23 protein-coding genes and 1 riboswitch are annotated in these 21,970 nt (G+C 65.2%); of the genes, 15 read left to right on the forward strand and 8 right to left on the reverse strand.

Annotation, left to right across the window (positions count from 1 at the left end; translation table 11 throughout):
- The first annotated feature begins 5 nt into the window (after positions 1-5).
- The 4 genes from RQI28_RS03900 (at position 6) to nrdR (ending at position 3,752) form a co-directional block, all read left to right on the forward strand.
- Positions 6-386 carry a hypothetical protein gene (locus RQI28_RS03900; protein ID WP_311230884.1) on the forward strand — a complete coding sequence of 127 codons (381 nt, stop codon included), beginning with the start codon at positions 6-8 and terminating at the stop codon, positions 384-386.
- A 513-nt stretch (positions 387-899) separates the two neighbouring features.
- Complete coding sequence (locus RQI28_RS03905) at positions 900-1,772, forward strand: lytic transglycosylase domain-containing protein (RefSeq protein WP_311221253.1); 873 nt, start codon at positions 900-902, stop codon at positions 1,770-1,772.
- A 55-nt stretch (positions 1,773-1,827) separates the two neighbouring features.
- A riboswitch (ZMP/ZTP riboswitch) is annotated at positions 1,828-1,978 on the forward strand.
- A gap of 36 nt (positions 1,979-2,014) precedes the next feature.
- Entirely contained in the window at positions 2,015-3,259 is a 1,245-nt protein-coding gene (glyA, locus tag RQI28_RS03910) for a serine hydroxymethyltransferase (protein WP_311221254.1), read from the forward strand.
- Positions 3,260-3,302: 43 nt separating this feature from the next.
- A complete protein-coding gene (nrdR, locus tag RQI28_RS03915) occupies positions 3,303-3,752 on the forward strand; it encodes a transcriptional regulator NrdR (protein ID WP_311221255.1) in 450 nt (149 codons plus the stop codon).
- 173 nt (positions 3,753-3,925) lie between these two features.
- Here the strand turns inward: nrdR and aroC are convergent, their stop codons facing one another.
- Both aroC and RQI28_RS03925 read right to left on the reverse strand, forming a co-directional pair.
- Complete coding sequence (gene aroC, locus RQI28_RS03920; RefSeq protein WP_311221256.1) at positions 3,926-5,023, reverse strand: chorismate synthase; 1,098 nt, start codon at positions 5,021-5,023, stop codon at positions 3,926-3,928.
- 162 nt (positions 5,024-5,185) lie between these two features.
- Entirely contained in the window at positions 5,186-5,650 is a 465-nt protein-coding gene (locus RQI28_RS03925) for a CBS domain-containing protein (RefSeq protein ID WP_311221257.1), read from the reverse strand.
- A 103-nt stretch (positions 5,651-5,753) separates the two neighbouring features.
- Between RQI28_RS03925 and RQI28_RS03930 the strand changes: the two genes are divergently transcribed.
- The 3 genes from RQI28_RS03930 (at position 5,754) to RQI28_RS03940 (ending at position 8,321) form a co-directional block, all read left to right on the forward strand.
- Positions 5,754-7,064 carry an O-acetylhomoserine aminocarboxypropyltransferase gene (locus RQI28_RS03930; protein WP_311221258.1) on the forward strand — a complete coding sequence of 437 codons (1,311 nt, stop codon included), beginning with the start codon at positions 5,754-5,756 and terminating at the stop codon, positions 7,062-7,064.
- A 4-nt stretch (positions 7,065-7,068) separates the two neighbouring features.
- Positions 7,069-7,878 (forward strand): alpha/beta hydrolase, encoded by an 810-nt coding sequence (locus RQI28_RS03935; protein WP_311221259.1) that lies wholly within the window; start codon positions 7,069-7,071, stop codon positions 7,876-7,878.
- 89 nt (positions 7,879-7,967) lie between these two features.
- Positions 7,968-8,321 carry a DUF962 domain-containing protein gene (locus RQI28_RS03940; RefSeq protein ID WP_311221260.1) on the forward strand — a complete coding sequence of 118 codons (354 nt, stop codon included), beginning with the start codon at positions 7,968-7,970 and terminating at the stop codon, positions 8,319-8,321.
- A gap of 55 nt (positions 8,322-8,376) precedes the next feature.
- Here the strand turns inward: RQI28_RS03940 and RQI28_RS03945 are convergent, their stop codons facing one another.
- Positions 8,377-9,075 (reverse strand): HAD-IA family hydrolase, encoded by a 699-nt coding sequence (locus RQI28_RS03945; protein ID WP_311221261.1) that lies wholly within the window; start codon positions 9,073-9,075, stop codon positions 8,377-8,379.
- A 38-nt stretch (positions 9,076-9,113) separates the two neighbouring features.
- Here RQI28_RS03945 and hemH point away from each other — a divergent pair, with 38 nt between their 5' ends.
- Positions 9,114-10,160, forward strand: a complete 1,047-nt coding sequence (gene hemH, locus RQI28_RS03950; protein ID WP_311221262.1) for a ferrochelatase — start codon at positions 9,114-9,116, stop codon at positions 10,158-10,160.
- A 54-nt stretch (positions 10,161-10,214) separates the two neighbouring features.
- Positions 10,215-10,925 (forward strand): glutathione S-transferase N-terminal domain-containing protein, encoded by a 711-nt coding sequence (locus tag RQI28_RS03955; RefSeq protein WP_311221263.1) that lies wholly within the window; start codon positions 10,215-10,217, stop codon positions 10,923-10,925.
- A gap of 52 nt (positions 10,926-10,977) precedes the next feature.
- On the opposite strand, the gene RQI28_RS03960 is transcribed toward RQI28_RS03955, so the two are convergent.
- Positions 10,978-11,382 carry a polyhydroxyalkanoate granule-associated phasin gene (locus tag RQI28_RS03960; RefSeq protein ID WP_311221264.1) on the reverse strand — a complete coding sequence of 135 codons (405 nt, stop codon included), beginning with the start codon at positions 11,380-11,382 and terminating at the stop codon, positions 10,978-10,980.
- A gap of 498 nt (positions 11,383-11,880) precedes the next feature.
- On the opposite strand from RQI28_RS03960, the gene RQI28_RS03965 reads away from it, so the two are divergent.
- From RQI28_RS03965 to RQI28_RS03975, 3 genes are all read left to right on the forward strand, one after another.
- Positions 11,881-12,108 (forward strand): hypothetical protein, encoded by a 228-nt coding sequence (locus RQI28_RS03965; protein WP_311221265.1) that lies wholly within the window; start codon positions 11,881-11,883, stop codon positions 12,106-12,108.
- Between the two features lie 78 nt (positions 12,109-12,186).
- On the forward strand, positions 12,187-14,415 hold the full coding sequence (locus tag RQI28_RS03970) for a TonB-dependent receptor (protein WP_311221266.1): 2,229 nt from the start codon (positions 12,187-12,189) through the stop codon (positions 14,413-14,415).
- A 17-nt stretch (positions 14,416-14,432) separates the two neighbouring features.
- Positions 14,433-15,593 (forward strand): PepSY-associated TM helix domain-containing protein, encoded by a 1,161-nt coding sequence (locus RQI28_RS03975; RefSeq protein WP_404976830.1) that lies wholly within the window; start codon positions 14,433-14,435, stop codon positions 15,591-15,593.
- A gap of 96 nt (positions 15,594-15,689) precedes the next feature.
- Here the strand turns inward: RQI28_RS03975 and RQI28_RS03980 are convergent, their stop codons facing one another.
- The 3 genes from RQI28_RS03980 to RQI28_RS03990 form a co-directional block, all read right to left on the reverse strand.
- Positions 15,690-17,210, reverse strand: coding sequence for a tripartite tricarboxylate transporter permease (locus RQI28_RS03980; protein WP_311221267.1), 1,521 nt, complete (start codon positions 17,208-17,210; stop codon positions 15,690-15,692).
- Entirely contained in the window at positions 17,210-17,698 is a 489-nt protein-coding gene (locus RQI28_RS03985; RefSeq protein WP_311221572.1) for a tripartite tricarboxylate transporter TctB family protein, read from the reverse strand. Before RQI28_RS03985 ends, RQI28_RS03980 begins: the two co-directional genes overlap by 1 nt.
- Positions 17,699-17,912: 214 nt before the next feature.
- The gene (locus tag RQI28_RS03990) at positions 17,913-18,872 is read right to left on the reverse strand and encodes a tripartite tricarboxylate transporter substrate-binding protein (protein WP_311221268.1); all 960 of its coding nucleotides are present in this window, start codon (positions 18,870-18,872) and stop codon (positions 17,913-17,915) included.
- A gap of 131 nt (positions 18,873-19,003) precedes the next feature.
- On the opposite strand from RQI28_RS03990, the gene RQI28_RS03995 reads away from it, so the two are divergent.
- The 3 genes from RQI28_RS03995 to RQI28_RS04005 all read left to right on the forward strand — a co-directional run bounded on the left by RQI28_RS03995 (position 19,004) and on the right by RQI28_RS04005 (position 21,640).
- Positions 19,004-19,699: a response regulator transcription factor gene (locus RQI28_RS03995; RefSeq protein WP_311221269.1), complete on the forward strand. Its 696-nt coding sequence runs from the start codon at positions 19,004-19,006 to the stop codon at positions 19,697-19,699.
- A complete protein-coding gene (locus RQI28_RS04000; protein ID WP_311221270.1) occupies positions 19,696-21,138 on the forward strand; it encodes a sensor histidine kinase N-terminal domain-containing protein in 1,443 nt (480 codons plus the stop codon). Before RQI28_RS03995 ends, RQI28_RS04000 begins: the two co-directional genes overlap by 4 nt.
- 76 nt (positions 21,139-21,214) lie before the next feature.
- On the forward strand, positions 21,215-21,640 hold the full coding sequence (locus RQI28_RS04005) for an RNA-binding S4 domain-containing protein (protein WP_311221271.1): 426 nt from the start codon (positions 21,215-21,217) through the stop codon (positions 21,638-21,640).
- Positions 21,641-21,661: 21 nt separating this feature from the next.
- Here RQI28_RS04005 and RQI28_RS04010 read toward each other — a convergent pair whose 3' ends face one another.
- Positions 21,662-21,967 carry a hypothetical protein gene (locus RQI28_RS04010; RefSeq protein WP_311221272.1) on the reverse strand — a complete coding sequence of 102 codons (306 nt, stop codon included), beginning with the start codon at positions 21,965-21,967 and terminating at the stop codon, positions 21,662-21,664.
- Positions 21,968-21,970 lie beyond the last annotated feature (3 nt).

Here is a 21,970-nt window from a genome sequence, read left to right on the forward strand (position 1 = left end):
CTACCATGACTGCTCGACCTAGCAGATCTGAAACGCGTTTTTCCAACTGCGCCTTGACCACAATCGGAACCAGCCACCAGGCCAACAGCCAAGTCAGCATGACCGCGCCGATGCTCCAAGCAAGCACGAGAGAGGCGCGTCGCGCACGATTGGAAGCGAATATGGATGACAAGGGGCGAGACTTATGGTGTGTACGAATTCGGCATTCCACCAGAAATCGCGCAACCGACCTTGTAAATAAAAGCAAAAAAGAAAGCCCGGTGGCGGACGAATCCAGCACCGGGCTTGACGGCCGACACAAAGGTCGTATGCCATCGATTTGCGTCCCCGAGTTGAACGTCGGTTCGGCAGAAGGCAAGGTATTGCCTTCAGGGTATGCCTCGTGAAAGCCCAGGTGTCACGCTCGGGGCACTGAATGCCGGTCGAGCAGGCTGCCAAGCTCCATTTGGCGGCGCCTGCAGGTGCAGGCAACGCCACCTTAGTCCGATGTGGCAGGCCCTGCAAATGGTTTATTCAATGACTTGAAGGCCACCGATTGCGAGACCGCCGAGCAGCGGAAAAGGTGTGACAAATCACACCGCAAAAAGCCTAGGGAAAACCCTTTAACAAACCTTGAAGACTGTACTTTTAAACAGTTTCTTTATACTTTTTCATTCTTACAATTGAATTTGTTAGTATTGACTTGGCATTTAGACCGCTCCTAGAATCCGCCAGCCCAAAAGATAGGGCTGGTTAAAAACCCAATTCCGCTGCCGAAACCGGCTAAGTCAGTTCGTTTGTCATGCCGCGCAAATGCGCACGACGCGAATTCGATGGCGTACCAATCCAGGCGAGAAGCCTGGCAAGCGTCCCTTGTTGTGAGGGCCGCTTCACAGGTCTCGACTCAGAAAGGAAGAGCTATGACAGCGTCAGGAACTTTGGTGGCCGGTGTGCGAACTTTCGCATCCGATGTCGCCGACGGCTTTCTTGAAATCACCCACAGCGGTTTCGCCCTCGTCGGGCTGACCGTGGCCTTCGTGGCCATCACCCTCACTGCAAGACCCGACTTGCGCGATGCCGGTGAAGAGCAATTGCGCGGCTGGCTGCAAGCGCGCCAAGTCGCCGTACTGGGCGCTCCAGTGGAGCCAGGTGCCAGCGAACGCGCTACCGCTAGCAACCCGAAGGATCTGCCCAAGGAACAGGCAGCTGTGGCCTACTGGCTCAGCAAGAAGTACCGCGTGGCTCCCGAGCCGCTGGCCGTGCTGGTGTCGGAGGCCTATGACATCGGCTCGCGTACCAAGCTCGACCCGACGCTTATCCTGGCCATCATGGCGGTGGAGTCGAGCTTCAATCCCTTTGCGCAAAGCTCCGTGGGCGCTCAAGGGCTGATGCAGGTGATGACGCGCGTTCACACCGACAAGTACGACAACTTCGGCGGCCACTTTGCAGCGTTCGACCCCGTCTCGAATCTGCGCGTGGGAGTGAGGGTTCTGCAGGAGTGCATTACCCGCGCCGGTTCGTTGGAAGGTGGCTTGCGGCACTACGTCGGTGCCGCCAATCTGGCGGACGACGGCGGCTACGCAGCCAAGGTGCTGGCTGAGCATTTCCGCCTGCGGCAGGTGGCTGGCGGCCGATCGGTGCCTCTGGTGCCAGCGCAGCCGGCATCGCCACCCATGCTGTCCACCAAGGCGCCCGCTTCGGCGGCCCCGGTCGTCGTGCCCACCACGACCACCGCCACGCCCGACTCTGCACCGACTGAAAAGGTCGCGCTGCTCTCCGGCGCGGAAAGCTGAACGCAAGTCCTCTGCGCTGCCGGCTGCCAAGCAGGGCGCCGAGGTCAGCTACACTAGCAGGGCACGCGACTGGCGATAGGCGCGGCGACCTTTGCAGGCCGCCGCCGCTGACGTGGAATCCGGCAGGAGGCACCTCCTGTGAACCACTGGGAAGCGTGCCGCACCGATCCGTTCGCTGCGTTCAGCCGTTCGCCTGGGCAGCCCTTGTTTCAAGGGACACAAGTTCATAGGACTGCCACGCCATGTACCAACGCCATATTCTTGTCGAACAAGCCGATCCCGAAATCTGGGCGGCCATCCAGGCGGAAAACGTCCGCCAGGAAGAGCACATCGAGCTGATCGCCAGCGAAAACTACGCTTCGCCCGCCGTGATGGCTGCGCAAGGCTCGCAACTCACCAACAAGTACGCCGAAGGCTACCCAGGCAAGCGCTACTACGGCGGTTGCGAAAACGTGGACGTGGTTGAGCAGCTCGCCATTGACCGCGTCAAGAAGCTCTTCGGTGCCGACGCTGCCAACGTGCAGCCCAATTCCGGCTCGCAGGCCAATCAGGCCGTGCTGCTGGCGTTCGTCAAGCCGGGCGACACCATTCTGGGCATGAGCCTGGCCGAAGGCGGTCACCTGACGCACGGCATGCCGCTGAACATGAGCGGCAAGTGGTTCAACATCGTCTCCTACGGCCTGAACGACAAGGAAGAGATCGACTACGACGCGCTGGAGGCCAAGGCCCGTGAAGCCAAGCCCAAGCTGATCATCGCCGGCGCCTCGGCCTATGCCCTGCGCATCGACTTCGAACGCTTCGCCAAGATCGCCAAGGAAGTCGGCGCGATCTTCTGGGTGGACATTGCCCATTACGCCGGCCTGGTGGTGGCGGGTGAATACCCCAACCCCGTGCCGTTTGCCGATGTGGTCACGTCCACCACACACAAGAGCCTGCGCGGCCCACGCGGCGGCATCATCCTGATGAAGGCCGAGCACGAGAAGGCGATCAACTCCGCCATATTCCCCGGCCTGCAAGGTGGCCCGCTGGAGCACGTCATTGCCGCCAAGGCCGTGGCCTTCAAGGAAGCGCTGACACCCGAATTCAAGACCTATCAGCAGCAAGTGGTGAAGAACGCCAAGGTGTTCGCCGAGACGCTGATCGAGCGCGGCCTGCGCATCGTCAGCGGCCGTACTGAAAGCCACGTGATGCTGGTGGACCTGCGCGCCAAGGGCATCAACGGCAAGGAAGCCGAAGCGGCTCTGGGCCAGGCCCACATCACCATCAACAAGAACGCCATTCCGAACGATCCGGAAAAGCCGTTCGTGACCAGCGGCATCCGTGTGGGCACGCCCGCCATCACGACGCGCGGCTTCAAGGAAGAAGAAACCCGCATCACCGCGAACCTGCTGGCCGACGTGCTGGACAACCCGCGTGACGAGGCCAACCTGGCCGCAGTGCGTGCCAAGGTGCATGCGCTGACCAGCCGCTTCCCGGTCTACCGTTGAGCGCAGGCCTCGTTCGCCTTCGCAGGTACCGCAGGCACCTGCGATGAAGTGCCCGTTCTGCAGCCACCATGAGACGCAGGTGGTGGAGACCCGCGTGGCCGAGGACGGTGAATTCGTGCGGCGCAGGCGCCAATGCGGCGCCTGCGAAAAACGGTTCACTACCTACGAAAAGCCGGAAGTCAACTTTCCCACCATCGTGAAAAAGGATGGGCGGCGGGTGGATTACGACCGGGCCAAGCTGACGGGCTCGTTCACGCTGGCACTGCGCAAGCGGCCGGTAAGCACCACCCAGATCGACAGCGCCATCGAGCGCATCGAAGAAAAGCTGCTCAACCTGGGCCAGCGCGAGATCTTCTCCAACCGCATCGGTGAGCTGGTGATGCGCGAACTCAAGAAGCTCGACAAGGTGGCGTACATCCGCTTTGCGAGCGTCTACCGCAGCTTCGAAGACATCGACGAGTTCCGGGCCCTGGTGGACGAGGTGCGCAAGTAGCCGGAGCCTTGGCGCCTGGAAGCCCAACCGGCTTTTGCTAGCGCACGACGCTATGCTATTAATTTTATAGCTACTAGCGCTTACTACATAAGCGCTAGAGGCCAATTAGGCTTATAAAGCCAACCGAAGGCGGTTAGACCGGCGCCATGCCGGACCCTCCCCCGCCACCCACGTCAGAGAAACGAGGCCTTGATTGGCGGCACTTCCTGCACCACGTCGCCGCACTGGGCGCGATGGCGCAGTGCATGCTCCATGAGCACCAGCGCCAGCAGCGCCTCGGCGATGGGTGCGGCACGGATGCCCACGCAGGGGTCGTGCCGGCCCTTGGTGATCACCTCGGTGCTCTGGCCGTGCACGTCGATGGATTCACGCGGGCTGATGATGGAGCTGGTCGGCTTGATGGCAATGGTCGCCTCGATGTCCTGGCCGCTGCTGATGCCGCCCAGGATGCCGCCCGCGTTGTTGCTGGCAAAACCCTGGGGCGTGAGCGAGTCGCCGTGCGTGGTGCCGCGCTGCACCACGCTCGCAAATCCGGCGCCGATCTCTACCGCCTTGACCGCGTTCAGCCCCATCAGTGCGTGGGCGATGTCGGCATCCAGCTTGTCGTAGAGCGGCTCGCCCAACCCGACCGGCACGCCCGTGGCCTGCACGCGGATGCGAGCACCGCACGAGTCGCCCGCCTTGCGCAGCGCGTCCATGTAGTCCTCCAGCGCCGACACGTCGGCCATGGGCGCGAAGAACGGGTTGTGGGGCACGTGGTCCCAGCTCTCGAATGGAATCTCCAGCTCGCCGATCTGCGTCATGCAGGCGCGAAAGCGTGTGCCGTACTTTTCTTCCAGCCACTTCTTGGCGACGGCGCCGGCGGCCACGGTGGGCGCCGTCAGCCGTGCGGACGAACGCCCGCCGCCGCGCGGGTCGCGAATGCCGAACTTGTGCCAGTAGGTGTAGTCGGCATGGCCCGGGCGAAAGCTCTGAGCGATGTTCGAATAGTCCTTGCTGCGCTGGTCGGTGTTTCGAATCAGCAGGGCGATGGGCGTGCCGGTGGTGCGGCCTTCGTACACGCCCGACAGGATCTCCACCGCGTCGGGTTCCGCGCGCTGGGTGACATGGCGGCTGGTGCCGGGGCGGCGGCGGTCGAGGTCAGCTTGGATGTCGGCCTCCGTCAACGCCATGCCCGGCGGGCAGCCGTCGATCACGCAGCCAATGGCCGGGCCGTGGGATTCACCGAAATTGGTGACTGCGAATAGGGATCCGATGGTGTTGCCGCTCATGGGCGGCGATTATCCCTGCAGACGCAGGCCCGGCCGGCCCCACTCCACAGGACGCTCCCACGCAGCAACTGGGCATCGCTATCAAAAAAATAGCTGCCAGCGCCCTACTGATGGGCGCTGGCAGCTGATTTGATGCTGAAACTGGGGAAAGAAAGCAGTCGATCAGGCCGCGGGGCGCGACTCTTGCGAATCTTCTTCGGGCCAGTCGCGGATGTAGGCCTTGAGCATCTGGTTCTCGAAGTTCTGGCTGTCCACCACGGCCTTGGCCACGTCGTAGAAGCTGATCACGCCCATCAGCATGCGCTGGTTCATGACCGGCATGTAGCGGGCGTGGCGGCCCAGCATCATGCGGCGGACTTCGTCCATGTCGGTTTCCAGGGTGCAGGTCAGCGGCGCGTCGTCCATGGCGGTGCGCACCAGCATCGTGCCCACGCTGCCGCCGTTTTTCACCGTCGCCTGGATCACCTCGCGGAAAGTCAGCATGCCGACCAGGTCGCCGTGGTCCATCACCACCAGCGAGCCGATGTCCTTCTCGGCCATCACCTGCACCGCCTGCGCCAGCGGTTCGTCGGCCGTCACGGTATAGAGCGTGCTGCCTTTCACGCGAAGGATGTCACTGACTTTCATGGGGTGTCTCCGGGGATTCAGGCCCACGCGGGCGGCGGGCGGGTAGCGAAAGAATATAGCCCACAATGCTGCGCACAGACGTACAGAAGGAGACAAGACACAGATGCCCGGCTATTCCGACCCAGGCTTCGACACGCTTGCGCTGCATGCCGGCGCCGTGCCCGACCCCGCCACCGGCGCGCGCGCCGTTCCCATCCATCTCACCACCTCGTTCGTGTTCGAGTCGAGCGACCACGCCGCGTCGCTCTTCAACCTGGAACGCCCCGGCCACGTCTACAGCCGCATCAGCAACCCGACCAACGCGGTGCTGGAGCAACGCGTGGCTGCGCTCGAAGGCGGCGTGGGCGCCATCGCGGTGGCCAGCGGCCAGGCCGCTTTGCACCTGGCGATCTGCACGCTGATGGGCGCGGGCAGCCACATCGTCGCCAGCACGGCGCTGTATGGCGGCTCGCAGAACCTGCTGCACTACACGCTGGCGCGCTTCGGCATTCAGACGACGTTCGTCAAGCCCGATGACATCGACGGCTGGCGCGCGGCCGTGCGCCCTGAAACCAAGCTGTTCTTCGGTGAAACCGTGGGCAACCCAGGGCTGGACGTGCTGGACATTCCCACCGTGAGCGCGATCGCCCATGACGCCGGCGTGCCGCTGCTGGTCGATTCGACATTGACATCGCCCTGGCTCATCAAACCGTTCGAGCACGGCGCGGACCTGGTCTACCACTCGGCCACCAAGTTCCTGTCGGGCCACGGCACGGTGATCGGCGGCGTGGTGGTCGATGGCGGCAGCTTCGATTGGGACGGGCCGCGCTCGGCGGGCAAATTCGCCGAGCTGACCCAGCCCTACGACGGCTTTCACCAGATGGTGTTTACTGAAGAGTCGACCGTGGGCGCCTTCCTGCTGCGTGCGCGCCGCGAAGGGCTGCGCGACTTCGGCGCCTGCATGAGCCCGCACACGGCGTGGCTGATTCTGCAGGGCATCGAAACGCTGCCGCTGCGCATGGAGCGCCATATGCGCAACACACAGCGCGTGGTCGAATTTCTGGCGGCCCAGCCGGTCGTGGCCTGCGTGGGGCACCCGATGCTCGAATCGCACCCCAGCCATGCGCTGGCCCAGCGGTTGCTGCCGCGCGGCGCGGGCTCGGTGTTCAGCTTCGATCTGAAAGGCTCGCGCGCGCAGGGCAAGGCCTTTATCGAAGCGCTCAAGGTCTTCAGCCACCTGGCCAATGTGGGCGACTGCCGCAGCCTGGTGATCCACCCGGCCAGCACCACGCACTTTCGCATGAGCGACGAGGCGCTGCAGCAGGCCGGCATCTCGCAGGGCACCATCCGCCTGTCGATCGGCCTGGAAGATGCGGACGACCTGATCGACGACCTGAAACGCGCGCTGAAGGCGGCCGAGAAGGCGGGGGGCTGACACCATGTACATCGACGTCAACGGAGCCCGCACTTACTGCCACACCGGCGGCAAGCCCTTCGATGCGGCCCAACCCACCGTGGTGCTGATCCACGGCGTGCTGAACGACCACAGCGTGTGGGCACTGCAAAGCCGCTATCTGGCCCACCACGGCTGGAACGTGCTGGCGGTGGACCTTCCCGGCCACAGCCGCAGCGGAGGCGAGGCGCCCGCCAGCGTGGAACAGGCGGGCGACTTCATCATCGCCCTGCTGGACGCCGCCGGCGTGCAGCGCGCGGCGCTGGTCGGCCACAGTTGGGGATCGCTCATCGCGCTGGAAGCCGCCGCCCGGCTGCAAGGCCGCGCCAGCCACCTGGCACTGGTGGGCACCGCCTACCCGATGAAGGTGTCGCCGGCCTTGATCGACGCCGCGCTGAACGAGCCCGAAAAGGCGCTGCGCATGGTCAACGTGTTCTCCCGCAGCACGCTGGCGCCGCCTTCGGGCGCGGGTTTCTGGGTGTTCGGCGCGGGCATGGCGCTGGGCCGGCGTGTGCTGCGCTCGAACCCGGCGGTGAATGTGTTCCACCGTGGCTTCGTGGCCTGCGACCAGTACGCGGGCGGCGAAGCGGCCATCACCCGCGTCACCGCGCCGGTGCTGTTCGCGCTGGGCGGGCAGGATCAGATGACGCACCCCAAGGCCGCGCAGGGGTTGATCGCCACGGCGCGCGCCGCCGGCCGCACAGTGACTGTAGTGGAGTTGCCCAGCGGGCACCACCAGATGACGGAAGCGCCCGACGAAACGCTGTTCGCCCTGCGGGACTTTCTGACGGGCTGAGGTTCGGGTCGGCCCGCTGGTGCTCCGGCGGGGCGACTTCTACACTGGCCCAAGCGCCTCGGGTTTCAGAAGGCGCAAGGAGACACGCCATGTCCACACGCTCCCATCCGCCCCTGCCAGCCAGCGGGCTCGCCACCGACCCGCGCAGCTTTCGCAGCTTCGCGGAGTTCTACCCCTTCTACCTGACCGAGCACAGCGACCGTACCTGCAGGCGCCTGCACTTCACCGGCTCCACGCTGTCGCTGGTCTGCCTGGCGCTGATGGTGATGACCGGCCAGCCGGGCTGGCTGCTGGCGGGGTTGCTGTGCGGCTACGGCTTCGCCTGGGTCGGCCATTTCGCCTTCGAGAAGAACCGGCCAGCCAGCTTCAAGCGCCCGCTCTACAGCTTCATGGGCGACTGGGCCATGTACCGCGACATCTGGCGGGGCAAGGTTTCACTATAAAAATGGCCTCTAGCGCTTGATTAATAAGCGCAAGCAGCTATCTTTTTTATAGCAATCAGATCAACAAGGCGCACAGCCCGCGCAAGTCGTGCACGGTGGCATGCGGCACCTGCATATCGCCATGCGGCCACGGCTGGCCGGTGCGGTTGATCCACACGGCCTGCATGCCGGCGGCAACGGCGCCCTGCGCATCCATCGCTGCATCGTCGCCCACGTGCAGCACCTCGGCCGGCGCCACGCCCGCCGCCTCGGCAGCGGCCAGAAAGATGCGCGCATCGGGCTTGGGCGTGCCGAATTCACGCGCGCTGATGCTGGCGCGAAAGTAGCTGCCGATGCCGATCAGCTGCAGATCGGCATTGCCGTTGGACAGCGCCACCAGCGGGTGCCGGGCCGACAGGCACTCCAGCGTTTCCAGCGCGTCCTCGTACAGTTCCACCCGTTGGCGTTCGGCAAAAAACACGTCGAAGCCTTGCTCGGCCAGCGCGGTGTCTTCACCGGCTGCATGCAGCGCTGCGCGGATGCTCTCGCGCCGCAGCGCGCTCAGGTCGTGCGACAGGTGCGGGTGAGCGGCCACCACGCTGGCGCGAATGGCGCTGGCCGTTTCTGGCACGGCCAGCAGTGCGGCGGTGGCGGGCGCCGTGGTCAAGAGCCAAGCGCGCAGGACCTGCTCGGCTCGCTCGATGGTCGGCCAGATGGGCCAGAGCGTGTCGTCCAGGTCGAGCGTGATGGCGCGAATGCGGGAAATGTCGAGCATGACGGCGAGCATAGCGGTCATCCTCGACAATGGCCGCCATGCCTGCCCTGCCCCCTTCCGGCGCCCCCGCCGTAGCGCCACCCAATCCATCCGCCCCACCCCGCACCGCCGTGCTGCTGTGCAACCTGGGAACGCCCGACGAGCCCACCGCACCTGCGCTGCGGCGCTATCTGGCGCAGTTTCTGGGCGACCCGCGCGTGGTCGAGATTCCGCGCATCGCCTGGTTGCCCATCCTGTACGGAATCATTTTGCGGGTGCGGCCGGCCAAGTCGGCTGCCAAATACGCCAGCATCTGGACGCCCGAAGGATCGCCGCTGGCGGTGTGGACGGCCAAGCAGGCCGTGATGCTGTGCGGCTGGCTGGGCGAGGCTGGCGCGCGCATCGCCGTGCGGCACGCCATGCGCTATGGAAACCCATCTATCGCATCGCAATTGCAGGCACTGCAGGACGAAGGCGTGGACCGCGTACTGGTGCTGCCGCTCTATCCGCAATATTCCGCTACCACCACCGCCAGCGTGGTGGACGACGTCACGGCGTGGGCACGGCGACAACGGCGCTTTCCAGAGCTGCGCTTCGTCAACAGCTACCACGACCATCCCGGCTACATCGGCGCGTTGGCCCAAAGCGTGCGCGCCCATTGGCAGCGGGAGGGCGGACCGGCCGAAGAACTGGTGATGAGCTTTCACGGCATTCCAGAGTGCAACGTGCGCCTGGGCGACCCGTACCAGGCCGAATGCCTGGTCACCGCGCGCCTGCTGGCCGACGCGCTGGGCCTGGCGCCGCATCAGTTCCGCGTCACCTTCCAGTCGCGCTTTGGCAAGGCCAAGTGGCTGGAACCCTATACCGAGCCCACTCTGGTCGCCATGGCACAGGCCGGCACGCGGCGCGTGGATGTAATGTGCCCGGGCTTCACCGGCGACTGCCTGGAGACGCTGGAAGAAATCAACCAGGAAGCGCGTGAAGCCTTCCTGCATGCGGGCGGGCAGGAGTTTCGGTACATCCCCTGCCTGAACGACAGCGCGCCCTGGATCACGGCACTGACCGAAATCGCCCAGCAGAACCTGAGTGGCTGGACGCTGCGCTGAATCACACCGCAATCGTTTTTTTCCTGACCCTCAACCTTTGGCTGGAGCCTCTGCATGACGAATCGACTCGACGCCTTCCCGATCACCCGCAAATGGCCTGCAAAACATCCTGAAAGGCTGCAGCTGTATTCGCTGCCCACGCCCAACGGGGTGAAGGTGTCGATCATGCTGGAAGAAACCGGCCTGCCGTACGAGCCGCACCGCGTGGCATTCGATACCAACGACCAGACGTCGCCCGAATTTCTGTCGCTGAATCCGAACAACAAGATTCCGGCGATCCTTGACCCCGACGGGCCGGGCGGCAAGCCGTTGGCGCTGTTCGAGTCGGGCGCCATCCTGGTCTACCTGGCCGACAAGACCGGTCAGTTCATTCCGCAGGACGCCGCCGGGCGCTATCGCGTGCTGCAGTGGCTGATGTTCCAGATGGGCGGCGTCGGGCCCATGTTCGGCCAGGTCGGTTTCTTCCACAAGTTCGCCGGCAAGGACTATGAAGACAAACGTCCGCGCGACCGCTACGTGGCGGAATCGAAGCGGCTGCTGGGCGTGCTCGACCGACAATTGAAAGACAACGCCTGGGTGGCGGGCGACGACTACAGCATTGCGGACATCGCCATCTTTCCGTGGGTGCGCAACATGGGCGGGTTCTACGACGCTGCCGACTTGGTCGGCCTGGGCGACTTCAGCCATCTGCAGCGCGCACTGGACGCCTTCGTGCAACGCCCAGCCGTCGCGCGGGGCCTTCAGATTCCGGCCGTCGCCGCGTAAAGTTGGCCTGAGCGGCGCGGTGCCGCCCTGGCAGGCGCCAGAATCTGCAGCGTTAAAGGCGGTTTAGGCGCTTGGCATTGGCGACCGCTGCGGAACGCACCGGCGCCAGGCCCTTGCCCATCACGCCCAGCGCGGCCGACTGCCACTGCGTGGCCAGTGCCTGCTGACCGGTCCATCCCTTCGATCCCCAGGGCATGAACCAACTGCGTGCCATGCTCATCGCCAGCGCAGGGCCGGTCACCATTGACTGCGTGGCCATCGCCATCCAGGCCTGGGCAAAGGCGGTTTGCTTTTCGGCCACCATGCGGGTGAATTCGCGCTGGTCGCGTGCCGACGGCTGCGGTCCTGCTGCGGCCATGCGGGCAAGGCGGTGGGCTATCACCTGGGGGGCGGCAACGGACAACTCGGTGCCCTGGCGCCACAAGGCAGCAGCTTTTTGGTTGTTTCGGCTGGACATGGATGCACTCCTGGGCCGGCGGGCCCGATAACGGCAAAGGCTGATCCCGAGAATTCGATCCGGGTAGGAACTTGAATGCTGACGCCCTGGCCCGATACGCGACGTAGGCACGCAACGCGTTCTACCTGGTAACGGTTCTCATTCGCCATAGAATGCCGCCTTTGCAAGCGCGCTTCTCTGGTGGGGAGCCCCCGAAGGACGGCGCAGTCCTTCGGGGTGCCTGCGAAATGCGGTGCGTCCTCCTCGCCGCACAGGTTCGATGCATTCCGGTTTCCAGCGAGTTTCCGTTGCCTGACCACAACAACGGAATGTTAATAATTCTCATCTACTGAGAGAATCGCTGCGCCCCTCGTTTCGCTGTGGACCTCGGCATCCACCGTCGATGCTGCGATATCCAGCTGCGGCAGGCAGCCTGCATTGCCTCGAAGCTTCCCCCTTTTTGCCGTTTCCCCGAGCCGCGCCGCCACTAGCCGCCTCGCCAGCCGATCCACAACGACCATGACCTCACCTGAGCAGACATCCTCGCCCGCAGGCCCGCGCCGTTTTCTGCAACTCTGGCTGTGGCCGATCGTGCTCGGAGTGCTCACCCTCAGCGGCTTGCTCTCGGCCCTGGTGTCCGACGACTGGGGCGATACGTGGTCGTGGCTCGCACTGGGCGTTCCGGTGGCCGTGATGGCCTGGTACGCGTTGCCGCGCAAACGCACCACCGCCTCTGCGCCGCGCTGAGCAGCCCGCAAGCCGTGTAGCACCCACTTTTTCGTTTCTCCATCCCCAGTTCCGACCTCTACTTGTATTGGCTCATCCATGAACCGCCTCCATCCCATTGCCGCTGCCGCAGTTCTTGCCCTGCACACCCTGACAGCCCATGCACAAGATGCTGCAGCAGCAGCCAACGTACCCGCTGCCGAGTTGCCCACCGTCAACGTGAACGCCAGTGCCGACGCGTCGGCGCAGGGCCTGTCACCGGCTTTCCCCGGTGGGCAGGTCGCCCGCGGTGGGCGCGCCGGCATTCTGGGCACGCGGGACAACATGGAAACGCCGTTCTCCATTACCAGCTACACCAATGAGCTGATTCAGGACCGGCACGCGCGCAGCGTGGGCGACGTGCTGCAGAACGACCCCTCTGTGCGCATGGCGCGCGGTTTCGGCAACTTCCAGGAGTCGTACTTCATTCGCGGTTTCATCCTCAGCTCCGACGACGTCGCCTACAACGGCCTGTTCGGCCTGCTGCCTCGCCAGTACATCGCGACCGAATTGTTTGAGCGCGTCGAGGTGTTGCGAGGCGCTTCGGCCTTCCTTGTCGGCGCCAGCCCGAACGGCGGCGGCATCGGCGGCAGCATCAACCTGCTGCCCAAACGCGCACCCAACGAGTCATTGACCCGCGTGAGCACCAGCATCGACGACAGCGGCAACGCCACGGTCGCCACCGACATCGCGCGCCGCGTAGGCCCGGACGGCGCTACCGGTATCCGCCTGAACGCTGCCTATCGCGGCGACGGCACGTCCATCGACGACGAGAAGAGCCAGCTGGGCCTGCTCGCCCTGGGCCTGGACTGGCGCAGCCGCGACGTGCGCCTGTCGGGCGACGTGGGCTGGCAGGACAACCGGCTCAAGCGCACGCGCACGAACGTCACGCCTTCAGCCAACTTGGCTGGCATTCCCTCGGCACCTGATGCCGATTCCAACTGGGCCCAGCCATGGTCGTACTCGAACGAACGAGATGTGTTCGGCACCGTGCGTGGCGAGTGGGACATCAGCAGTGACGTGACGGCCTGGGCTGCCTACGGACTGCGGCGCAGCAAGGAAGCCAATTCCCTGGCCAACGTCACGCTCACCGACGCAGGCAACGGAGCAGCCACCACCAGCCGCTTCGACAACGCCCGCAAGGACCAGGTGGATACGGGCGAGGTCGGTGTACGCACCAAACTGCGGACAGGCAGCGTAGGCCACGAAATCGTCGCAGCCCTGTCGGCATTCCAGTTGAAGAAAGACAACGCATACGGCTTGAGTTCCGGCACCGGGCAGACGTTGCGCACCAGCATCTACACCCCCACAAGCTACGCGGTCACACCGCTCAACTTCCTGGGCAACGACCTGTCCAGCCCGGCCTACAACGGCAGCACAAAGCTGCGCAGTTTTGCGCTGGGCGACACGCTGTCATTCCTGGACGACCGCGCTTTGATCACCATCGGCGCGCGCCATCAGAAGATCGAAGTCGAATCGGTCGGCTATCGCGTGGTGTTCAACGATGCGGTGACCAACCCGGGCGGCAGCAGCACCGTGTACGAGGGCAGCCGTACGAGCCCCGTGCTGGGTGCCGTGTTCAAGGCCACGCCGCAGATCTCGGTGTACGGCAACTACATCGAAGGGCTGGTGCAAGGTGACACGGCTCCCGCCACGTCGGCCGGCGTTCCAGTCATCAACGCGGGCGACAACCTGGCTCCCTACGTCTCCAAGCAAAAGGAGATCGGCGTGAAGTATGACGGCGGCCGCGTGGGCGCGGGCATCGCCCTGTTCTCCACTGATAAACCGCGTTCCGTGCTGGTCAATAACCGGTTCACGTCGGAAGGCAAAGACCGCCATCAGGGCGTGGAACTGACCGTGCACGGCGAAGCCATGCGGGGCCTGCGTCTGTTGGGTGGCGCGACCTGGCTGGACGCCAAGCAACGCAGCACCGGCAGCGCGACGACCGACGGCAAGCGTGTGATCGGCGTTCCACGCCTGCAGGCCACGGTAGGCGCAGAGTGGGATGTTCCAGGCGCAAGCGGTTTGGCGCTGGATGCACGCGTCGTGCACACCGGCGCCAGTTACGCCAATGCCGTCAACACGCTGCGCGTGGACGGCTGGACCCGCCTGGATCTGGGCGTGCGCTACCTGACCGAATGGAACGGCCGCGCCCTCACGCTGCGCGCCCGCGTCGACAACGTAGCGGACAAAAATTACTGGGCGTCGGTCGGCGGCTATCCCGGCTCGGGCTACCTGGTGCTGGGCGCGCCGCGCACCTTCGTGGTCAGCGCCAGCGTGGACTTCTGAGCACGCACACGGCACCCATGATGTCGCCCCGCACGCTGCGCAGCTGGACCTGGCTGCACAAATGGAGCAGCCTGGTCTGCACGATCTTCATGCTGTTGCTGTGCCTGACCGGCCTGCCGCTGATCTTTCACCACGAGATCGGGCACCTGTTGGGCACCGAAGTAGAGGCGCCGCCCATGCCGCAAGGCACACCGCGCGCCAGCCTGGACACGGTGCTGGAGGTGGCTCGCGCCCAGCACCCCGACCGCGTGGTGCAGTTCGCATCGCACCCCGAGGACAGCACAGACCTGTGGTTCACCACGCTCACGCCCACGCCAGCGCCCACCGACGACTTCCGCTCGGTGGCCATCGATGCGCGCACAGCCGCCGTCCTGGCGCAGCCGCGCTTCGACGAAGGCTTCATGTACGTGATGTTCAAGCTGCACGTCGATCTGTTCGCGGGCTTGGCCGGCAAGCTGTTCCTCGGGTTCATGGGTTTGCTGTTGCTGGTAGCCCTGGTCACCGGCGTGGTGCTGTACGCCCCCTTCATGCGCAAGCTGCAATTCGGCGAGGTGCGCCGGGAGCGGTCCACCCGCGTGAAGTGGCTGGACCTGCACAACCTGCTGGGCATCGTCACTTTGGTGTGGGCGCTGGTGGTGGGCGGCACCGGCATGATCAACACCTGGGCCGACCTGCTGATCAAGTACTGGCAATACTCCGAGCTGACCGCTCTGCTGGAGCCTTACAAGGGCCAGGCCGTCACGCCGGTGGAGCAGCGCGCGTCGGTGCAGAAGTCGATGGAGGCGGCCATGGCCCGCGCGCCGGGCACCCAGCTGTCGTTCATCGCGTTCCCAGGCACGGCGTTTTCCAGCCCGCACCACCACACGTTCTTTTTGCGCGGCGATTCTCCCCTCACCTCGCGCCTGCTGCAGCCGGTGCTGGTGGATGCCAAGACGGCCCAGGTGACTGCTGCACCCCAGCTGCCGTGGTACCTCACCGCCCTGCTGGTCTCCCAGCCGCTGCACTTTGGTGACTACGGCGGCATGCCGATGAAGATCATCTGGGCATTGCTGGATATCGCAACCATCGTGGTGCTGGGCAGCGGGCTGTATCTGTGGCTGGCACGCCGACGGCTGAGCCGGGCCACGCAAACAGAAGCACCAGCGCTGTCTTCGGGGCAGACCACGCCTGCCCGCTGAAAGCTTTCAGCGCCGCCCATGCAAAACGCCCGGTCAAAGCCGGGCGTTTTCTGGTGCTACACCGCGCCGAGGTTCAGCGCGCGTCAGTCATGCCGATCACGCATCCATCTGATGCAGGCGCCGCAACTTGCGATTGGCCAGCTGCTTCATCACGCGCGGCACGATCAGCACGGCCAGCACGATCACCACCAGCGTGAGCGACATGGGCCGCTGCAAGAACACCAGCCAGCTGCCTTCGCCGATGGAAATGGCATTGCGCATCTGCGCTTCGGCGAGCGGGCCCAAGATCATGCCGACGACCACGGGAGCGGTGGGGAAGTCGAAGCGCCGCATCAGCACGCCCAGCAGGCCGATGCCATAGAGCAGGAACAGATCAAAGGTGCTCTGGCGCATGCCGTAAGCGCCCACGGTCGCGAAGATCAGAATGCCGGCGTAGAGCTGCGGCTTGGGCACTTTCAGCAACTTCACCCACAGGCTGATCAAGGGCAGGTTCAGCACCAGCAGCATGAGGTTGCCAATGTAGAGCGACGCAATCAGCGCCCAGACCAGCGTGGCCGAGGTGGTGAACAGTTGCGGACCAGGGTTGATGCCGTAGTTCTGGAACGCGCCCAGCAGCACTGCCGTGGTGTTCGATGTGGGAATGCCAAGCGTCAGCAGCGGAATCAGCGCCGCCGTTACCGTAGCGTTGTTGGCGGCTTCGGGGCCTGCCACGCCTTCAATAGCGCCCTTGGTGCCAAACTCGGCCTGGTTCTCCCCCTTGGCCAGCTTCTTTTCCATCGCGTAGCTCAGGAAGGTCGGAATCTCAGTGCCGCCGGCCGGAATGCAGCCAAAAGGCGTGCCGATGGCGGTACCGCGCAACCAGGCGGGAATGGATCGCTTCCAGTCCATATTGGTCATGTGCACGCGGCCCATGCGGTTTTGCGTGTCGACCACCTTGCCTTCGTACATGGCGGCATGCATTACCTCGGCCACTGCGAACAGGCCCACGGCCACCAGCACGATGTCGATGCCGTCCAGCAGTTCGGACTGGCCCAGCGTGTAGCGCGCGGCGCCGGAAATCTGGTCCATGCCGATGCAGCCGGCCGCCAGGCCCACGAACAGCGCCGTCATGCCGCGCACGGTGCTCTTGCCCAGCACCGCGCTGACGGTGGTGAAGGCCAGCACCATCAGCATGAAATATTCAGGCGGGCCGAGCTTGACGGCGAAGTCGGCCACGTAGGGCGCGAACAGCGTCACCACCACCGTGGCGATGGTGCCGGCCATGAACGAGCCGATGGCCGAGGTGGCCAGCGCAGCGCCCGCGCGCCCACTCTTGGCCATCTTGTTGCCTTCCATCGCCGTGACCATGCTGGCCGTCTCGCCCGGCGTGTTCAGCAAGATGGAGGTGGTCGAGCCGCCATACATGGCGCCGTAGTAAATGCCGGCAAAGAAGATCATCGAAGCCGTGACCTCGACCTTGGCCGTGATGGGCAGCAGCATGGCCACCGCCACGGCAGGGCCGATGCCGGGCAGCACGCCCACGGCGGTGCCCAGCGCGCAGCCCACCAGCGCCCACAGCAGATTGGCGGGCGTGGCGGCCGTGGCAAAGCCGGCCATCAATGCGTCAAATATTTCCATTACAGCCACCCCGTGTTCGTCAGGCCCGGCAGGTTGATCGCCAAAAATTGCGTGAACGCCCAGAAGACAGGGGCGGAGATGAGCAGCCCGGTGACGACATCAGTCACCCAGGTGCGCACCTGGCCCGAAGCAGGCTGGCCTGCCGCACGGCGCAGGCCCTGCACCGCCAGCACATAGCACAGCGTGCAGCTGAAGATGAAGCCGATGGTGGTGATGAGTGCAGCATTCAGCAGCAGGCCGGCCGACACCCAGACGAAGGCGCCTTTGTCGGCACGCTCGGCGCCGGTGCCCGCGTCCAGTTCACGAAAGCCGCCGGAGAGCGCCTCCCAGACCAGAAAGACGCCGCACACGCCCAGAACGGCCGCAACCAGCCAGGGCAGGAAGTTGGGGCCCACGCCGCCATAACCCGAGTTGGAGGGAATGCCGATGGCACCCCAGGCCAGAGCGGCCGCAGTCAGCAGCACGCCGGCTCCGACGACGGCCTGCATGCGTGCGGCGGGTACGTTGCCGGGGCCGGGCGAAGGCACCTCGCCCGTCGTGGTTTGATTTATCAAGCGTTCAGTCATGGGGAAGCTCCTGACACCGGGCGCAGCGGTTGCCACGCGTGCCGGCAAGGCTGCGGCGCACGCGGCCCGAGGTGGGTGGTGCGCCGCGCGCCGGCTCCGCTGCGAGGCGGAGCGGGGACACAGCAGAGAAGAAGGGTCAGACCATGCCGGCCTTGACCATCGTGGCGCGCAGGCTGGCGAACTCGGCATCCACGAAGGTGCCGAACTCGTCGCCGGCCAGCCACGCGGGCGTCCAGTCGTTCTTTTCCATCGACTCGGCCCAGCTCTTGCTCTTGAGGCCCTTGGCCACCATGTCGATGAGCGCCTTGCGTTGCTCCGGCGTGATGCCAGGGGCCGCATAGACGCCGCGCCAGTTGCCAATCTCCACGTTCACGCCCTGCTCCTTGAGCGTGGGCACCGAAGAGCCCTTGAGCCGCTGGCCGGACGTGACGGCGACAGGCACCATCTTCTTGGTGTTGATGTATTCGGCCATCTCGCTGTAGCCACCACCGCCGATGGTCACGTTGCCGCCCAAAATGGCAGCGATGGCCTCACCGCCCCCACGGAAGGCCACGTAGTTGATCTTGGCCGGGTCCACGCCCACTTCGCGGGCGATCATGGCAGCGGCGATGTGCTCGGTGGAACCGCGCGAACCGCCGCCCCACTTCACGCTGCCGGGGTCTTTCTTCAACTGGGCGATCACCTCGGCCATCGACTTGAAGGGCGAGTTGGCGGGCAGCACGAACACGTTGTATTCGCTGGTCAGGCGCGCGATGGGCGTGGCCTGCGTCAGGTTGACCGGCGGCTTGCCGGTGATGATGCCGCCCAGCATCACGGCGCCCATCACCATCAGCGCATTGGGGTCGCCCTTGGAGCCGTTGACGAACTGCGCCAGGCCGATGGCGCCGGCTGCACCACCCTTGTTGTCATAGGTGACCGAAGAGGCCACGCCTGCGTCCTGCAGGGCCTTGCCTAAAGCGCGGCCCGTGGTATCCCAGCCACCACCGGGGTTGGCCGGCAGCAGCATCTTGACGGCCGATGCGGCATGGGCCGACAGCGGCAGCGTGCCGGCAGCCGCCAGGGCGGCCAAAGACTTGAGGAAGGTATCGCGACGCATAGGTGTCTCCTAATGTTGGATGCAATCTGACGCAGGCGATGATGCGCGCGCAGCCTGTCAAATGGCTGTCCGCAGACTCAGGGAAAACACCCATGGGGCGGGCCCGCACAGCCGGTGATATGGTGCCGCGCATGCAACTGTTACTCGTGGAAGACGACGCCGCCATGCAGGCCACGCTGCAGCGATCGCTGGTGCGGCGCGGCATGGAGGTGACCGCCCTGGCCGACGGCCGCGCGGCGCTCGCCCAATGGATCGCCAGGCCGCCCGACGCCGTCGTGCTGGACCTCAGCCTGCCCGGGCTCGATGGCCTGCAAGTGCTGCAACAAGCCCGGGCGCGCGGCCTGCGCACGCCCGTGCTGCTACTGACGGCGCGCGGCACCGTGGGCGACCGCGTGCTGGGCCTGAACGCCGGTGCCGACGACTACCTGCCCAAACCGTTCGATCTGGACGAGCTGGAGGCGCGCCTGCGCGCCCTGCTGCGCCGCAGTGGCGAACAGTTGGAAGCCAAATCGGCCCCTAGCGCAATCACAGTGGGCGCCATACGCTATGAAAAAGATAGCGGTGCAATTTACTTGGCTGGCGAAGTGATGGAGCTGACCCCGCGCGAGCTGGCGCTGATGCACGCATTGTTGGCCCAGCCGGGGCATGCCATCACCAAGGAACGGCTCTACGAGCTGGTCTTCCCCGGCCAGCTCGACGTGCAGTACGAGGCCATCGAAGTCGTCGTCTACCGCCTGCGCAAGAAGCTGTCGGGCACGGGCCTGACGCTGATGACGCTGCGAGGGCTGGGTTACCTGCTGAAGGCCGACGCACAGGCTGATGCATGAGGCGACGCAGCAGGCACCCGCTGGCCCTGTCGCTGCGCCGGCAACTGCTGGTGGGCATTCTGGTGCCGGTGATCGTCTTCGTCGTCTTCAACACGCTGAGCCTCTACCGCGAAACGCTGGAATCGCTGCACACGGCGTATGACCGCACCCTGCTCGCATCGACCAAAAGCATCAGCGAGCAGCTGGACGTGAACGGCTACGACGACGCGGCCATCCTGCGTGCCACCGTGCCCTATTCGGCGCTGGAGACCTTCGAGGCCGACAACCAGAGCCGCATGTTCTACCGCGTATCCAACATGCATGGCGAGCTGGTGTCAGGCTTTGCCGAACTGCCCGTATGGCGCGGCACCATTCCCGACCGCCCGCCCTATGCCGCGCTGGTGGATTTCTATGACGACGAATTCCGGGGCCAGCCGGTGCGCGTGGCGGTGCTGCTGCAGCCCGTGTCGTCACCCAACGGCCGGGGCATGGCGGTGATCCAGGTCGCCGAAACGCTGGAGTTGCGCCGCACGCTCGCCCTGCAGATGCTGTGGGCCACCGTGTTACGGCAAGCGCTGCTGGTGGCCGCCATCGCGCTCATCGTGGTGCTGGTGGTGCAGCGCGCGACCCGCCCGGTGCGCCAGCTGAGCGTGCACCTGCAAAACCGCACCGAAGAAGACCTGAGCCCCATCAGCGCGCCTGCGGCACCGCGCGAGCTGCAACCGCTGATCGACGCCACCAACGGCGTCATGCAGCGCCTGGCCTACCTGCTGGAACACCAGAAGCGATTCGTGCGCGATGCCTCGCACCAGCTGCGCACGCCGCTTGCCGTGTTGAAAATTCAGGTGCAATCGGCCCTGCGTGGCGATGCGCCGCCCGAGCAGGCGCTGCGCGAGATCGGCGACACGGTTGATCGCGCCACGCAACTGGCCAACCAGATGCTGGCGCTGGCCAAGGTGGAGCAACTGCGCCAGCAAAGCGCGCCGCTCGTGGCGCGGCTGGATGCGGTGCTGCGCGAGGTGGCGCTCGATCTGTCGCCGCTGGTGGCCCAGCGCGACCTGGACTTCGGCATCCACACCGACCCGGCACCGCTGCGTGCGCATGAATGGATGCTGCGCGAATTGACGCGCAACCTGCTGCACAACGCCATCCGCCACGCGCCGCCCGGCAGCACCCTGACGGTGGATCTGCGCACCGACGGCCGCCACGCCGCGCTCACCATCGCCGACCAGGGGCCGGGCATCGACGCGGAACTGGCAACGCGCCTCTTTCAGCCCTTTTCAGCCGGAGACATCCGCACCGGTTCGGGCCTGGGGCTCGCCATCTGCCAGGAGATCGTGCTGACGCTGGGAGGCACCATCGCCCTGGTCAACCGGGAGGCAGGCGGCCACATCAACGGGTTGGACGCCGTCGTGCGCCTGCCGCTGGAGGCAAGCAACCCGAGCGCCAGCGAGCGCTGAATACCACCCCGCAAGACAGTTCTGCCCATTGGCTTTAAGCCTGCCAAAGCGTACCCACCTGATCCCAATGACCTCGATGACTAAGACTCCCCTCGCAGCCATGCGGCTGGACAAGTGGCTCTGGTGCGCTCGCTTCTACAAGACCCGCAGCCTTTCAGCGGAAGAGATCGGCAAGGGCCGGGTCACGGTGAATGGCCAACTGGCCAAGCCGTCACGCGATGTCCGGCCCGGCGACACATTGGTGATGCGGCAGGGGCCGGTGGAGCGCACCGTCACCGTGCGCGCACTAAGCGGCATGCGCGGCCCGGCGCCAGCGGCGCAGTTGCTTTATGAAGAAACACCCGACAGCGTTGCGGCACGCGCGGCCGCCGCCGAACTGCGGCGATTGGCCCCGGAGCCCGCAGACACGCTGCAGGACGGCCGCCCTACCAAACGCGACCGCCGCACCATCGACCAGGCCCGCGACTGGGGCCAGCGCTGGAGCGCGTCTATCGACGATTGAAGACGCGCGAAAACCTTCGAATCAGGCCGCGAGCGGCTCTGGAAAGTGCACCGCAAGCGCATCGCCCTCGCCCGCCAACAGGCTCAGGTACGACGGCGCTACCGGCTTCTCGCACGGCACCGAGCGAAAGCGGATCGCGATGTCGGCAGCTGCGGGCGAGAAGAACAGGCAAACCTTGTCGGCGACTGAGTCATAGCTTGAAAATAGCGCCCGGCCAGAACCCGGTTTTGCCATCAGAAACTTGGCCATGAAGACTTGCTGAATCTGGCGAGCGGGCTCGAACGCATCACGTTCACTGCCCAAATCCAAACGGTACCAGTTGCTCACGAT

The sequence above is a fragment of the Acidovorax sp. WCS2018Noco2-16 genome, assembly GCF_031843945.1.
In the GTDB taxonomy this organism is placed as follows: domain Bacteria; phylum Pseudomonadota; class Gammaproteobacteria; order Burkholderiales; family Burkholderiaceae_C; genus Paracidovorax.

Coding starts and splice junctions, on each gene's coding strand:
- RQI28_RS03955 (WP_311221263.1), top strand. CDS start 10,215: ATGACGAATCGACTCGACGCCTTCCCGATCACCCGCAAATGGCCTGCA.
- RQI28_RS03945 (WP_311221261.1), bottom strand. CDS start 9,075: ATGCTCGACATTTCCCGCATTCGCGCCATCACGCTCGACCTGGACGAC.
- RQI28_RS03900 (WP_311230884.1), top strand. CDS start 6: ATGACTGCTCGACCTAGCAGATCTGAAACGCGTTTTTCCAACTGCGCC.
- RQI28_RS03970 (WP_311221266.1), top strand. CDS start 12,187: ATGAACCGCCTCCATCCCATTGCCGCTGCCGCAGTTCTTGCCCTGCAC.
- nrdR (WP_311221255.1), top strand. CDS start 3,303: ATGAAGTGCCCGTTCTGCAGCCACCATGAGACGCAGGTGGTGGAGACC.
- glyA (WP_311221254.1), top strand. CDS start 2,015: ATGTACCAACGCCATATTCTTGTCGAACAAGCCGATCCCGAAATCTGG.
- aroC (WP_311221256.1), bottom strand. CDS start 5,023: ATGAGCGGCAACACCATCGGATCCCTATTCGCAGTCACCAATTTCGGT.
- RQI28_RS03965 (WP_311221265.1), top strand. CDS start 11,881: ATGACCTCACCTGAGCAGACATCCTCGCCCGCAGGCCCGCGCCGTTTT.
- RQI28_RS03935 (WP_311221259.1), top strand. CDS start 7,069: ATGTACATCGACGTCAACGGAGCCCGCACTTACTGCCACACCGGCGGC.
- RQI28_RS03940 (WP_311221260.1), top strand. CDS start 7,968: ATGTCCACACGCTCCCATCCGCCCCTGCCAGCCAGCGGGCTCGCCACC.
- RQI28_RS03995 (WP_311221269.1), top strand. CDS start 19,004: ATGCAACTGTTACTCGTGGAAGACGACGCCGCCATGCAGGCCACGCTG.
- RQI28_RS04000 (WP_311221270.1), top strand. CDS start 19,696: ATGAGGCGACGCAGCAGGCACCCGCTGGCCCTGTCGCTGCGCCGGCAA.
- RQI28_RS04005 (WP_311221271.1), top strand. CDS start 21,215: ATGACTAAGACTCCCCTCGCAGCCATGCGGCTGGACAAGTGGCTCTGG.
- RQI28_RS03975 (WP_404976830.1), top strand. CDS start 14,433: ATGATGTCGCCCCGCACGCTGCGCAGCTGGACCTGGCTGCACAAATGG.
- RQI28_RS03980 (WP_311221267.1), bottom strand. CDS start 17,210: ATGGAAATATTTGACGCATTGATGGCCGGCTTTGCCACGGCCGCCACG.
- RQI28_RS03990 (WP_311221268.1), bottom strand. CDS start 18,872: ATGCGTCGCGATACCTTCCTCAAGTCTTTGGCCGCCCTGGCGGCTGCC.
- RQI28_RS03905 (WP_311221253.1), top strand. CDS start 900: ATGACAGCGTCAGGAACTTTGGTGGCCGGTGTGCGAACTTTCGCATCC.
- RQI28_RS03960 (WP_311221264.1), bottom strand. CDS start 11,382: ATGTCCAGCCGAAACAACCAAAAAGCTGCTGCCTTGTGGCGCCAGGGC.
- RQI28_RS03930 (WP_311221258.1), top strand. CDS start 5,754: ATGCCCGGCTATTCCGACCCAGGCTTCGACACGCTTGCGCTGCATGCC.
- RQI28_RS03985 (WP_311221572.1), bottom strand. CDS start 17,698: ATGCAGGCCGTCGTCGGAGCCGGCGTGCTGCTGACTGCGGCCGCTCTG.
- RQI28_RS03925 (WP_311221257.1), bottom strand. CDS start 5,650: ATGAAAGTCAGTGACATCCTTCGCGTGAAAGGCAGCACGCTCTATACC.
- hemH (WP_311221262.1), top strand. CDS start 9,114: ATGCCTGCCCTGCCCCCTTCCGGCGCCCCCGCCGTAGCGCCACCCAAT.